The organism is Paraburkholderia sp. USG1 (genome assembly GCF_031570135.1).
In the GTDB taxonomy this organism is placed as follows: Bacteria; Pseudomonadota; Gammaproteobacteria; order Burkholderiales; family Burkholderiaceae; genus Paraburkholderia; species Paraburkholderia dioscoreae.
In genome coordinates this window covers 12867-25799 of sequence record NZ_JAMWXW010000043.1, presented here as the reverse complement: position 1 = coordinate 25799, position 12933 = coordinate 12867, and the positions used below count along the sequence as shown (strand labels likewise).

Genomic DNA, 12933 nt, shown 5'->3' with positions numbered 1-12933 from the left:
GAGCGTAGTCGGATCTGCTGTAAAAACCCCGCCCTGACGCAATTCAGGCGGGGGTTTCTTGTTTGCTGGCGCGTATTCCGCGCCTAACGTGATCTGTGGATCACGCGGCGCCAAACACGTAGTTCGTCATGGCCAGCGAGCGCTGATAGGTTCCGAGCGACTGGATGGCCAGCGAATAATCGTCGTCCGCCGCGCCCAGGGCGGCGAATACAGGCAGCAGATGCTCGTCGGTAGGGTGCATCAGCACCGCGTGCGGTGCCTGGCGGCGGTAGTCGAGCAGCGCGTCGATATCGTGCGCGGCGAGCTTTTCTTCGAACCAGCCCGTGAATTCGGCGACGCGCGGATCGGCATCCTCTGGGCGAGCGGAGAAGTCGGCGGCGCGCAGATTGTGCGTGATCTGGCCGGAGCCGATCACCATCACGCCGTCGTCCCTCAGCGACCGCAGCGCACGGCCGACGCGGAAGTGATGCGCGGCGTCCCTATGCGGCTGGATCGACAATTGGGCGACCGGCACATCGGCGTGGGGGAACATGAGCAGCATCGGCACCCACGCGCCGTGGTCGAGTCCGTGCGGCTGGACGTCCGCAAGGATGCTATTGTCGTTGAGCAGTACGGCTGCACGGCGCGCTACATCGGGCGCGCCCGGAGCCGGGTACTGGATCTCGTATAGCTGACGCGGAAAGCCGTAAAAATCGTGAATGGTCTCCGGCGCGGTCGACGTGCTGGCCACCGGTTGCGCCGTGCCCCAATGGGCCGACAACATGAGCACCGATTCCGGACGCGGCAGTTGCGCGCCGAGTACGCCGAATTCAGCGGACGGCAACGACGGGTCGATCGGCAGCGTCGGCGCGCCGTGCGACAGGAAAAGCGAAGGCAAGCGGTTCATGGCAGCAACGCCGCAGCTAAAGTGCGGCTAGAGATTGGGTTGCTACCAATATAGGGGTGAACCGTTGTTTGATAAACGGGTGAAAACGGAATTGATTGTGTCGCAGGTGTTGTTAATTTGCGCCGATGCACAGACTCAGCCCTGCTAGGTTCGCTATTCCTGAGTGCCGCGCAGCCCGGTCCACGCCGGCGCCAAAGCCGGTCCGAGCGCGAACAGATCCAGCACGCGCGCTACGGTGTGATCGACCATTTCGTCGATGGAAGCGGGCTGGTTGTAGAAGGCCGGCAAGGGTGGAAAGATCACGCCGCCCATTTCGGTGACGGCCGTCATGTTGCGCAGATGCGCCAGATTGAACGGCGTCTCGCGCACGAGCAGCACGAGTCGGCGGCGTTCTTTGAGCGTGACGTCGGCGGCGCGCGTGATCAGATTGTCCGAGAAACCGTGTGCGACGCTGGCGAGCGTCTTCATGGAGCAGGGGGCGACGACCATGCCGTCGGTGGCAAAAGAGCCGGACGCGATGCTCGCGCCGACGTCGCGCACCGAATGGACGACATCCGCGAGCGGATGGACATCCTCTTTGCTCAACCGGAGTTCGTGCTGGATATTGAGCCAGCCCGCGCTCGAAATCAGCAGGTGGCTTTCTACGCCGCCCAGCCGGCGCAGCGTTTCGAGCAGCCGGATGCCGTAGATGGCACCCGTCGCACCGGTGATCGCGACGATCAGCCGGCGCGGCGCCGCAGTGCGTGTTTGCATGGCTCGCGGCGCTTTAGGAATGCAAGCGTGTGGACCGTGGCCGCTCAGGCCGCGGCAAACAATTGCTGCAGTTCGCCCGATTCGTACATTTCCATCATGATGTCCGAACCGCCGATGAATTCGCCTTTCACATAGAGCTGCGGAATGGTCGGCCAGTTCGAGAACTGCTTGATACCCTGGCGGACTTCGTCGTCTTCGAGCACGTTGACGGTCTTGATTTCACCGACGCCGCACGCCTTCAGGATCTGGATGGCGCGGCCCGAAAAGCCGCACATCGGGAACTGGGCGGTGCCTTTCATGAAGAGGACGACGGCGTTGTCGTCGACGATTTGCTTGATGCGTTGTTGCGTATCCATGACTGACCTTGCGGTTCCGAGATGTGTAGGGAATAGGCTGAAATGATAGCGGATTTCGATACGGCAGGCCGAGCGCTGCTTTGCCCTTTCAACCTTTGTGGATATTAGGCGATGCGGATCAGCCGCCCAAACGTCCGCCGCTGATCCGCTCGATGCCGGCAAGATCGCGCTCCGAGCGGACTTGCATAAAACCTTGTGCCGTCAGCAGTTCGCGCACGGCTTCAGCCTGATCGTAGCCGTGCTCGATCCACACTACGCCCCCGGCGGCAAGCCGGGTGGGCGCGCCGGCGATGATGGCGCGAATGGCGCTGAGTCCGTCGGCTTCGTCGGTGAGCGCGCCGCGCGGTTCGAAGCGCAGATCGCCTTGCGCCAGATGCGGATCGCCGCTCGCGATATACGGCGGATTGCTGACGATCACGTGAAAGCGCAGCGCGGCGTCGAGCGAGCCGTACCAGTCGCTTTGCGTCAACACCACGGCGCCGCCGGGGCGCTTCGCGTCGAGCAGGCGGGCGGCGTTGCGCGTGGCCACCGCCAGCGCTTCGGCGGAGCGGTCGAGCGCCCAGACCTGCGCGTCGGGCCGCATGGATGCGATCGCGACGGCGATCGCGCCGGTTCCGGTGCCGAGATCGAGCACGCGAGGCCGTGCGAGGTTTTCCAGCGCCGCCAACGCGGTTTCGACCAGCAATTCAGTTTCGGGGCGCGGTATCAGCACGTGCGGCGTGACTTCGAAATTCAGCCCGAAAAATTCCCGGGCGCCGACCAGTTGCGCCACCGGCTCGCCGGCTGCGCGCCTTGCTTCCAGCGCCCGGTAACGCTCGACCACTTCGGCTTGGAGCGGCTCGTCGCTGCGTGTGATCAACTGCGTGGGCCGCCAGCCGAGCACGTGCGTGAGCAGGATCCGCGCTTCGAGCGGCGGCAGTGGCGAGGTGCGCATCAGCGCGGCTGGCGTGGCCGAAGTAGTCATGCGCGTTAGTCCGCATCACCGAGCGAGGCCAGCAATTCGGCCTGATGCTCGCTGACGAGTGCCGCGATCAGTTCGTCCAGATCGCCGTCCATGATTGCGTCGAGACGATAGAGCGTCAGGTTGATGCGGTGATCGGTCAGCCGCCCTTGCGGGAAGTTGTACGTGCGAATCCGCTCCGAACGGTCGCCCGAGCCGATCAGGCTCTTGCGCGTGGCGGCTTCCTTCGCCTGCTGCTCATGCGACTGCTTGTCCTTGATGCGCGCGGCCAGCACCTTCAGCGCGCGATCCTTGTTCTTGTGTTGCGAGCGGTCGTCCTGACATTCGACGACGATGCCGGTCGGCAAGTGCGTGACCCGCACCGCCGAATCGGTCTTGTTGATGTGCTGCCCACCCGCGCCGGACGCGCGAAATGTGTCGATGCGCAGATCCGCAGGATTGATCTCGACTTCGCCGATTTCGTCCGCTTCCGGCATGACCGCGACCGTGCACGCCGACGTGTGAATGCGGCCCTGGGTTTCAGTAGCCGGTACGCGTTGCACGCGATGGCCGCCGGACTCGAACTTCAGTTTCGAATAGGCGGCTTCGCCGGCAATCCGCACGATCACTTCCTTGTAGCCGCCCAGATCGGATTCGCTCGCCGACATCATCTCCACCTGCCAGCGGTTGCGCTCGGCATAGCGCAGGTACATGCGCAGCAGGTCGCCCGCGAACAGCGCGGATTCATCGCCGCCCGTGCCGGCACGGATTTCGAGGAAGATATTGCGATCGTCGTTCGGATCTTTCGGCAGCAGCATTTTCTGCAACTCGGCGCCGAGCTTGTCCATGCGCTCGCGCGCCGCGCGAATTTCTTCTTCCGCGAAGTCGCGCATGGAGGCGTCCGCCAGCAGTTCCTGCGCGGTGGCGGCGTCGTTCATGGCCTGGCGCCACAGCGCGTAGTGCTCGACCACCGGCCCGAGCTCGGCGTGTTCCCGCGTGAGCTTGCGGTATTGGTCGAGATTCGAGGTGATGTCCTCTCGGCTCAACAGATCGTTCAGTTCGGCCAGCCGGGTAGTGAGCTGGTCGAGCTTGCGTTGCATGCTCGTTTTCATCGGACGGGTATCGGAGCGGGCTCCGGCAAGGACGACAACTAGGGGGGTGGGCGGATGCCCTGGGTCAGAAGCACGTCGCGGGCCACTTGCGGTGGCCCGGACAGCGCGGCGCTAGCTGCGCCGCTAACGCTCCGTGGAACCGGAGTGTTTGTAGAAACCGCTCATGAGTTCGATGAGCGTGTCACGGTTCTCGCTGCTCGCGCGATTGAGCGCGTGCGTGGGGCCGTGGATGAGTTTGTTGGTGAGCGACTGCGACAGCGCCTCGAGCACGGCGGCCGGATCGTCGCCGCGCGCGAGCATTTTCTGCGCGCGCTCCACCTCGGCGCGACGCAGCACGTCGGCTTGCGTGTGCATATGGCGGATCACCGGCACGATGCTGCGTGCGTCGAGCCATTGCATGAAATTCTGCACGCGCGTTTCGATGATCGCTTCGGCCTGCGCAACTGCGGCTTGCCGCGAAGCATTGCCTTCGCGGACGATCGCACCGAGGTCGTCGACGGTATACAGAAACACGTCTTCGAGCTGGCCGACTTCGGGTTCGATATCGCGCGGAACGGCCAGATCGACCATGAAAATCGGCCGGTGACGGCGCGCTTTCACCGCCCGCTCGACAGCGCCCAGGCCGATGATCGGCAACGTGGACGCAGTGCACGACACGATGATGTCGAACTCATGCATGCGCGAAGGCAGTTCCGACAGTGGAATGGCCCGGCCGTTGAAGCGCTCGGCGAGGCGCGTGCCGCGCTCGGCCGTGCGGTTCGCGACCACCAGTTCCTTCGGTTGCTGTGCAGCGAAGTGTGTGGCGCACAACTCGATCATTTCGCCCGCGCCGATGAACAGCACGCGCTGGTTCGCGACCTTGTCGAAAATCCGCTGGGCGAGGCGCACGGCGGCGGCGGCCATGGAAACCGACTGCGCGCCGATTTCGGTCGTGCTGCGCACTTCCTTCGCCACGGCGAAGGTGCGCTGGAACAACTGGTTCAGATAGGTGCCGAGCGCGCCGGCTTCGGACGCGGTACGCACCGCATCCTTCATTTGTCCGACGATTTGCGTCTCACCCAACACCATCGAATCCAGCCCCGATGCAACGCGAAACGCATGGCGCACGGCTTCCGACTGCGGCAGCGCGTAGACGTGCGGCGCGAGTTCGCCGATGGGCAGGTTGTGGTATCGGGACAGCCACTGGATCGCGGCTTCGCGCGCGGCCCGGTCGTCGGTCGCGCAGTAAAGCTCGGTGCGATTGCAGGTGGAGAGAATCGCCGCTTCCGGCGCCGTGCGGGCCGACGGGCCGAGCCAGATGCTCTTGAAGGTGTCCAATGCAGGCTTGATCTGTTCGAGCGGAAACGCCACGCGTTCGCGCAAGGCGACAGGCGCAGTGTGGTGATTGATTCCGATCGTTAGAAGCTGCATTTGGGGGAGCTATGGTTTAGCTCAATATTATAGCGTTTCCACGATTTTCACATTGCGCAGACGTCATTCGACCGCCGCAACGGCTTCCAGCGGGATCGCGTCGAGCTGATAGCCGTAGCCGTAAAGCGGTGTCAGGCAGTAACCGTGTTCGGGGTGAAGCTGCAATTTGCTGCGCACGCGCGACGCGTGCGTGTCGACCGTGCGCGACCTTACGTCGCGGCGGCGCGTCCAGACGTTTTCGAGAATATGCGCGCGCGACACCGGCCGCGACAGATTGCTGAAGAACAGTAGCGCGAGGCGGAATTCCTTCGGCGTGAGAGTGACCGTCCGGTTACGGAATGTGACGGCGAACTGCGCCGCGTCGAACGCATATTCGCCGATGATGTCGCGCCGCCGGTTGGGCGGCCGCCGCAAGCCGGCGCGGCGCAGGAGCGCGTCCACCCGGGCCAGCATCTCGGGGCCGCGGACCGGTTTGGTCAGGCAGTCGTCGGCGCCGGCGTGCAGCGCGGCGACAATCTGGCTTTCGCGCGGCGCCGACATCAGCACGATCACCGGCAAGCCCGGCAGGATAGCGCGGGCGCGCGGGATGACGTCTTCCGCGGAGTGGTCGCCAGCCCAGCTTTCGGTGATGAGAAGGTCGAAGAATTCGTCGTTGGCGCGAGCCAGAAACGGGACGCTCGCGGTGAAGTGCTGACACAGGTGGCCACCGGCGAAAACCAGCCGGCCGACCAGTTCCGCGTGCCGCAAGTCCGGCTCGATAAGGGCGATTCGCATGGCGCGCTTTCAGCGTGGCAATGACCGGGGACCAGGCTTTTTCGTAAGGCTTACAACTTGCCTAACATCACCCCGACCCCTAAACTCAACCGCTATGCGGAAAGCGCCGTGCTGAGCTTCTATAGTTAATGAGACAAAAATGCTAGCTGTTTTGGCCCCTTGCGCCCATGAGACGAATCCGAAACTGCGCGAGGCCAGCCGTTAATGGGGTGGCCCGGCCTCGTAGTGTTGGGGGCGGCGATCGGCCTGGCGGGCTGGTGGCTGCATCCGCTGCGACGCGCAAGCTGCGCGCGGTGGTGGGTGGCGCTATTGGCCGGGGTGCTGGGCGCGGCCGTCGCGCACATGGCCGGCAACGTGACTGGTCTCTTCCATGACGGTGATACGCTCGAATGGCCGGTATGCACCGCCGTCTCGTTGATCGCCGTTGCCGTGACGGTCGGCGTGCTTTCCCGTCGATGAATATTTGCAGGTGACTCCGATGAATGCCCGACTTCCCGAAACCTCCTCCATTCCCGAACGGCTCGCCACTTTGCGCAACGCAATGGCGCGCGAAGGCGTCGCCGCCTACCTCGTGCCGTCCGCGGACCCGCATCTGTCCGAGTATCTGCCGGGGCGCTGGCAAGGCCGGCAGTGGCTGTCGGGCTTCACCGGCTCGGCCGGCACGCTGATCGTCACCGCCGATTTCGCGGGTGTCTGGACGGACAGCCGCTATTGGGAACAGGCCAACGCGCAGTTGGCTGGGACCGGCGTTCAGCTGATGAAGATGACCGGCGGCCAGCAGACTGCGCCGCATTTCGAATGGCTCGCGCAGAACGTGCCGGCAGGCGGCACGGTCGGCGTGGACGGCGCCGTGCTCGGCGTGGCGGCGGCGCGGGCCTTGAGCCAGGCGCTGAGCGCGCGCGGCGTGCAACTGCGCACAAACGTCGATCTGTTCGACGCGATCTGGCCGCAGCGTCCGTCGCTGCCGGCGGCCGCCGTGTTCGAGCATGCCGCGCCGCACGCGAGCGTCGCCCGTTCGGACAAGCTCGCACAGATTCGCCGTGCAATGGCGGACAAGGGCGCGCAATGGCATTTCATCTCCACGCTCGACGACCTCGCCTGGCTGCTGAATCTGCGCGGCGCCGATGTCAGCTACAACCCGGTATTCGTGGCGCACGCGCTGATCGGAGTTGATCGCGCGTCGCTCTTCGTCGCTGACGGCAAGGTGCCGCAGGCACTGGCCGAGGCGTTGGCGAAAGACAGCATCAGCGTCGAGCCGTATGCCAAAGCTGCGGACGCGCTGGCCGCGCTGCCCGCTGGCAGCACGCTGCTGATCGACCCGCGCCGCATTACGTTCGGCTCGTTGCAATCGGTGCCGGCCACGGTCAAGGTGATCGAGGCCGTCAATCCGTCCACCTTCTTCAAGTCGCGCAAGACCGAGGCGGAAGCCGAGCATGTGCGCGAGACGATGGAACAGGACGGTGCGGCACTGGCGGAATTTTTCGCCTGGTTCGAGGGCGCGCTGGGCCGCGAAACGATCACCGAACTCACTATCGACGAACGTTTGACGGCGGCCCGCGCGCGCCGTCCGGGCTTCGTGTCGCTGAGCTTTGCGACGATCGCCGGCTTCAACGCGAACGGCGCGATGCCGCATTACCGCGCCACCGAGGAATCACACTCGGTGATCGAGGGCAACGGCCTGTTGCTGATCGACTCCGGCGCGCAGTATCTGAGCGGCACGACCGACATCACCCGTGTGGTACCCGTCGGCACCATCAGCGAAGAACAGCGGCGCGATTTCACGATCGTGCTCAAGGGCACGATGGCGCTTTCGCGCGCGCACTTTCCGCGCGGTATCCGTTCGCCTATGCTCGACGCAATCGCCCGCGCGCCGATCTGGGAAGCCGGCGCCGATTACGGCCACGGCACCGGTCACGGCGTGGGTTATTTCCTGAACGTGCACGAAGGCCCGCAGGTGATTTCGCACTATGCGCCGGCCGAACCGTGGACCGCGATGGAAGAGGGCATGATCACCTCGGTCGAGCCGGGCATTTACCGTCCGGGAAAATGGGGCGTGCGGATCGAGAACCTCGTGCTGAACGTGCCTGCCGGCCAGACCGAGTTCGGCGACTTCCTCAAATTCGAGACGTTGACGCTGTGCCCGATCGACACACGTTGCCTCGATCTGTCGCTGTTGCGCGAGGACGAACGCGCGTGGCTGAACGCGTATCACGAGACCGTGCGCACGCGTCTGGCGCCGCACGTGTCGGGCGACGCCAAAGCATGGCTGGAGTTGCGCACGCAACCCATCTGATCGCAATCGGGAATTTGCTCACGGAGCGTGCATGGCCATCAAGGCAGTGGTGTTCGATTTCGGCGGCGTGCTGATCGACTGGAGCCCCGAGTATCTATATCGGGAGCTGATTCCTGACGAGACCGAGCGCCGCTGGTTTCTGACGCACGTCTGTTCGATGGACTGGGTGATCCGTCAGGACGGCGGCCAGCCGCTCGTCGAAGCCACCGAGGAACTCGTCGCGAAGTTTCCCGATCACGAAACGCTGATCCGCGCGTTCTACGAACGCTGGCACGAGATGGTGGCCGGCGTGCTCGAAGAGGGCGTGGCGATCATGGAAAAGCTCGAAGCGGCCGAGGTGCCGCTCTTCGGGTTGACCAACTGGTCGGCGGAGACCTTTCCGTATGCGTGGGAGCATTACCCGGTGCTGCGGCGATTTCGCGACATCGTTGTCTCGGGGCGGGTGGGGCTGGTGAAACCCGATCCGGCCATCTTCGCGGCCATGCTGGAGCGGATCGAAGTGCAACTGCCAGGCATCGAGCCCGCCGAGCTCGTCTTTATCGACGACAACCTGAAGAACGCCGAGGCCGCGACCGCGCTGGGCTGGCACGGCGTGCATCACACCAGCGCCGCGCAAACCGAAGCGAAACTGCGCGAGTTGGGATTGCCGGCGTGACGCTGCGGCGGCTCTGACGGTAAGGCGGCGCGTCTTCCGTTCCAGCGGCGCCGCTTCGCCTGTTTATTTAGGCGCGTTTCTTACCCAACCGACCGACCTACTGGCCAAGCAGATTCTTCAACGCGTTACCCAGGCCTTTCACGGTTTGTCCCGCGTCTTTTGCCACGTCCCCCACGCTCACGCCGAGCGCCTTGGCAAAGCCGGTGCCGATGCGCTTCATCAGTCCTTCCTGCACCGAGAATTTCGGGTCGCGCAGATTTCCGTCCAGAACGAAATGCAGCGTGATGTCGCCGTTGTGCGTTTTGAGCGCGGCGACCGCGGCTTTGGTCGGAATCGACATGAAGGTATCGAGCGGGTTGCCGCTGTCGGCGAGTTGCAGATTGTGGACCGTCAGCGTTCCGGGTGCGTGCAGCTGATAGTTGCGCACCGTCGAGTCGACTGTCAGGTCGACCGTGCCGCCGGTCACCTGTGCCTTCGCACCGGCTTTCTTGATCAGGTACGGGTCGAGCATCACGAGGTCGACGCCGCGCAGCTTGCTGCTGGTCTGCGAATCCTTGCTGGCGATTTTGATCCAGCCGCCGAACGACACCGTGCCCGTATGCGCCGGCCCTTTGATCGAACCGGTGACATTGATGCTGGTCGGCTCGGTGAGGGCGGGCAGACGGAGATTGTCGACGGTCGCATTGGCATCGCTGACCGTCACTTTGAACGGCGGCGGCCCGACCGTCATGTCGTAGAAGTGGAAGTTGCCCTGCTCGAAACTGATGTGATCGACCTGCTTTTCGCGGGGAACGGGGGCGGCCGCGCCGCTGGCTTCCGTGTCGGATTGGTTCACGGTTTGCCGCAGATTCGGCATCAGGCGAATCGCGCCGTCTTTCGTGCGCAGCACGGCGATGTCGAAGCCGCGCACCACCACGCTGCGGATATGCATGCGCCGCGCGATCAGATCGCGAATGTCCGGTGTCAGCGTGATTTCGTCCGCCCGCAGCGGGTCGCCGGCCGGCCAGCCAGGCGGCGCTTTGAGAAGGACGTTGGTGAGACGGACCGAGGTTAGTCCGACATCGATGGTTTCGGCGCTGCCCAATGGCCCGAGCGCCGCGATCACGCGCTCCTTGACCTCGCGTTGCGCGAACTGCAGGCCGCCGACCACGACGACGATCAGCACCAGCAGCACGCCGCCTACGGCGACGGCCCAGCGCTTGCCCTTCGACATCGCCATGCTTGCCTCCTCGTCACCGCGTTCCGGGCGGTGTGGCAGTGATTGGCCTGCGCGCTCGCCGGATAGGCGCGCGCTTGAATGGGATCGTTCGGGCGGAGCGCACGCGCCCCACCACGATGACATGTATCACGTCGTGGCACGCAATGCGTGTGCCGTACCCCTCATCGGGCGACGCCGGGTAATTCGCGGCATCTGCCGCGCTGTGGCGCGAAATACCCGCCGTCGTGCCTTGCGCGGCAAGCGGCCGTCAACGCGGCTCGCGCGTCGTCACAAGCGACAAGTCACGCGCAAGCCGCCCGGTTCGGCACTTATCGCGCGATCGGCTTGTAACGCAGACGCTTCGGACGTGCACCTTCTTCACCGAGACGCGCGCGCTTGTCCGCTTCGTATTCCTGGTAATTGCCGTCGAAGAACGTGACTTGCGAATCCCCTTCGAATGCGAGGATGTGCGTGGCGATCCGGTCGAGGAACCAGCGATCGTGCGAGATCACCAGCACCGAGCCGGCGAATTCGAGCAAGGCGTCTTCGAGCGCGCGCAGCGTTTCGACGTCGAGGTCGTTCGACGGTTCGTCCAGCAGCAGCACGTTGCCGCCCGAGATCAGCGTCTTGGCCAGATGCAGCCGGCCGCGTTCACCACCCGACAGATTGCCGACGATCTTCTGCTGGTCGCCGCCCTTGAAGTTGAAGCGGCCGATATACGCCCGCGACGGCGTTTCGTACTTGCCGACCGTCAGCACGTCCGCGCCGCCGGAGATTTCCTCGAACACGGTCTTCGAGCTGTCCAGCGCATCGCGGCTTTGATCCACGTACGCGAGCTTGACGGTCGGGCCCTGCACGATCTCGCCCGAATCCGGCTGCTCGCGGCCGGTGAGCATGCGGAACAGCGTGGACTTACCCGCGCCGTTCGGTCCGATGATGCCGACAATCGCGCCCGCCGGAATCTTGAAACTGACGTTGTCGAGCAGCAAACGGTCGCCATACGACTTGCTGACGTTCTTGAACTCGATCACTTCATTGCCCAGACGATCGCCGACCGGAATGAAGATTTCCGAGGTCTCGTTGCGCTTCTGGTAGTCCTGGCTATTCAGTTCCTCGAAGCGGGCGATACGCGCCTTCGACTTCGCCTGACGGCCCTTCGGGTTCTGGCGCACCCACTCCAGTTCCTTCTTGATGGCTTTCTGGCGCGCCGACTCCGACGATTCTTCCTGCTTCAGGCGCTCTTCCTTCTGGTCGAGCCAACTGCTGTAGTTGCCCTTCCACGGAATGCCGTGGCCGCGGTCGAGTTCGAGAATCCACTCGGCGGCGTTATCGAGGAAGTAGCGATCGTGAGTCACGGCGACCACGGTGCCCGGGAAGCGCGTGAGGAACTGTTCGAGCCAGTCGACCGATTCCGCGTCCAGGTGGTTGGTCGGCTCGTCGAGCAGCAGCATGTCCGGCTTTTCGAGCAGGAGCTTGCACAGCGCGACGCGGCGCTTTTCGCCGCCCGACAGATGTTCGATCTTCGCGTCCCAGGCCGGCAGGCGCAGTGCGTCGGCGGCGATTTCGATCTGCTGCTCGGCGTTGCCGCCGTCCGAGGTGGCGAGGATCGCTTCGTACTTGGCTTGCTCGGCGGCGAGCGCGTCGAAGTCGGCGTCCGGTTCGGCATAAGCCGCGTAGATTTCGTCGAGCTTCTTCTGCGCGTTGAACACGTCGCCGAGACCTTCCTCGATCGTTTCACGCACGGTTTTGTTCGGATCGAGCTGCGGTTCCTGCGGCAGATAGCCGATGTTCAGGTTCGGCATGGGCGTGGCTTCGCCTTCGATGTCCTTGTCCACACCGGCCATGATGCGGATCAGCGTCGACTTGCCCGAGCCGTTCAGGCCGAGCAGACCGATCTTCGCGCCGGGAAAAAACGACAGCGAGATGTCTTTCAGGATTTGACGCTTGGGTGGCACGATCTTGCCGACCCGGTTCATGGTGAAGACGTATTGGGCCATTTGCTTGCAATAGACGTTGACGACGCCGGCCGCGAAGGGGCGGGCTGCCGTGGGTGGATGGGTAATCGGTGTTATGGCCGGGCGGAGCGCCCGGTGCCGGCCGGCGCGGCGTGGAGCGCGGCGTCGAACTTCGCGACGCCTCGCGCGCGGGCGGCTTCTTCAGGTGGCATTGTACTTCGGCGCGGGTGCCGGACGGCAGTGGGTGTCTGCGGGTGTCCGTTCGGCCAGGGGCGGTTCGGATGCTCAGAGCCAATCCGCCACGCCGCCGTGCCGCGAGCACGTGCCGCTGCGGTGCCGGCTGAAGCTGTACGTGCCATCGCGGCAGCGCGCAGTCGCACCTTCCGGCGCCTTGCCGGATAGGGAACGGGCCGGCGCGTGCACGGTGTTGCCGTCGCGATTGGTATAGGTGTTGTGATTGCTGAGGTTCGCTTCGTCGGGCGTCGTGCCGGGCGCCACATAGGCGAACGCGGACGACACGCTGAACACCAGCGCCGCCGTCATTGCCGCGCAGGCGCGCAGGGTCTCGCGAGTCAAGCTTGTCATGGTTTTTCGAGTGCCC

13 protein-coding genes are annotated in these 12933 nt (G+C 64.4%); 3 read left to right on the top strand and 10 right to left on the bottom strand.

Annotated elements, in window-relative coordinates; translation table 11 throughout:
* Nucleotides 1–100: 100 nt before the first annotated feature.
* The 7 genes from NE850_RS35770 to NE850_RS35740 all read right to left on the bottom strand — a co-directional run bounded on the left by NE850_RS35770 (nt 101) and on the right by NE850_RS35740 (nt 6231).
* Entirely contained in the window at nt 101–886 is a 786-nt protein-coding gene (locus tag NE850_RS35770) for a class III extradiol ring-cleavage dioxygenase (RefSeq protein ID WP_165187127.1), read from the bottom strand.
* 153 nt (nt 887–1039) lie between these two features.
* Nucleotides 1040–1639: a UbiX family flavin prenyltransferase gene (locus tag NE850_RS35765; RefSeq protein ID WP_007180254.1), complete on the bottom strand. Its 600-nt coding sequence runs from the start codon at nt 1637–1639 to the stop codon at nt 1040–1042.
* Between the two features lie 44 nt (nt 1640–1683).
* Nucleotides 1684–1995: a Grx4 family monothiol glutaredoxin gene (grxD, locus tag NE850_RS35760; protein ID WP_007180255.1), complete on the bottom strand. Its 312-nt coding sequence runs from the start codon at nt 1993–1995 to the stop codon at nt 1684–1686.
* Between the two features lie 118 nt (nt 1996–2113).
* On the bottom strand, nt 2114–2959 hold the full coding sequence (gene prmC, locus NE850_RS35755) for a peptide chain release factor N(5)-glutamine methyltransferase (protein ID WP_007180256.1): 846 nt from the start codon (nt 2957–2959) through the stop codon (nt 2114–2116).
* A 5-nt stretch (nt 2960–2964) separates the two neighbouring features.
* A complete protein-coding gene (gene prfA, locus NE850_RS35750) occupies nt 2965–4047 on the bottom strand; it encodes a peptide chain release factor 1 (RefSeq protein WP_011489964.1) in 1083 nt (360 codons plus the stop codon).
* 123 nt (nt 4048–4170) lie between these two features.
* Entirely contained in the window at nt 4171–5457 is a 1287-nt protein-coding gene (hemA, locus tag NE850_RS35745) for a glutamyl-tRNA reductase (protein WP_007180258.1), read from the bottom strand.
* Nucleotides 5458–5520: 63 nt separating this feature from the next.
* Nucleotides 5521–6231, bottom strand: a complete 711-nt coding sequence (locus NE850_RS35740) for a response regulator transcription factor (RefSeq protein WP_165187125.1) — start codon at nt 6229–6231, stop codon at nt 5521–5523.
* A gap of 204 nt (nt 6232–6435) precedes the next feature.
* Between NE850_RS35740 and NE850_RS35735 the strand changes: the two genes are divergently transcribed.
* From NE850_RS35735 to NE850_RS35725, 3 genes are read left to right on the top strand one after another with little or no spacing between them, the layout of a single operon-like run.
* Nucleotides 6436–6690 carry a hypothetical protein gene (locus NE850_RS35735; protein WP_007180260.1) on the top strand — a complete coding sequence of 85 codons (255 nt, stop codon included), beginning with the start codon at nt 6436–6438 and terminating at the stop codon, nt 6688–6690.
* A 19-nt stretch (nt 6691–6709) separates the two neighbouring features.
* Entirely contained in the window at nt 6710–8524 is a 1815-nt protein-coding gene (locus NE850_RS35730) for an aminopeptidase P family protein (protein ID WP_310700101.1), read from the top strand.
* A gap of 31 nt (nt 8525–8555) precedes the next feature.
* Nucleotides 8556–9179 (top strand): HAD family hydrolase, encoded by a 624-nt coding sequence (locus tag NE850_RS35725; RefSeq protein ID WP_007180262.1) that lies wholly within the window; start codon nt 8556–8558, stop codon nt 9177–9179.
* Between the two features lie 97 nt (nt 9180–9276).
* Here the strand turns inward: NE850_RS35725 and NE850_RS35720 are convergent, their stop codons facing one another.
* The 3 genes from NE850_RS35720 to NE850_RS35710 all read right to left on the bottom strand — a co-directional run bounded on the left by NE850_RS35720 (nt 9277) and on the right by NE850_RS35710 (nt 12917).
* Nucleotides 9277–10398: a DUF748 domain-containing protein gene (locus NE850_RS35720; protein ID WP_007180263.1), complete on the bottom strand. Its 1122-nt coding sequence runs from the start codon at nt 10396–10398 to the stop codon at nt 9277–9279.
* A 308-nt stretch (nt 10399–10706) separates the two neighbouring features.
* Nucleotides 10707–12374 carry an energy-dependent translational throttle protein EttA gene (ettA, locus tag NE850_RS35715; RefSeq protein WP_007180264.1) on the bottom strand — a complete coding sequence of 556 codons (1668 nt, stop codon included), beginning with the start codon at nt 12372–12374 and terminating at the stop codon, nt 10707–10709.
* A gap of 243 nt (nt 12375–12617) precedes the next feature.
* A complete protein-coding gene (locus NE850_RS35710) occupies nt 12618–12917 on the bottom strand; it encodes a DUF3761 domain-containing protein (RefSeq protein WP_310700100.1) in 300 nt (99 codons plus the stop codon).
* Nucleotides 12918–12933: the final 16 nt, after the last annotated feature.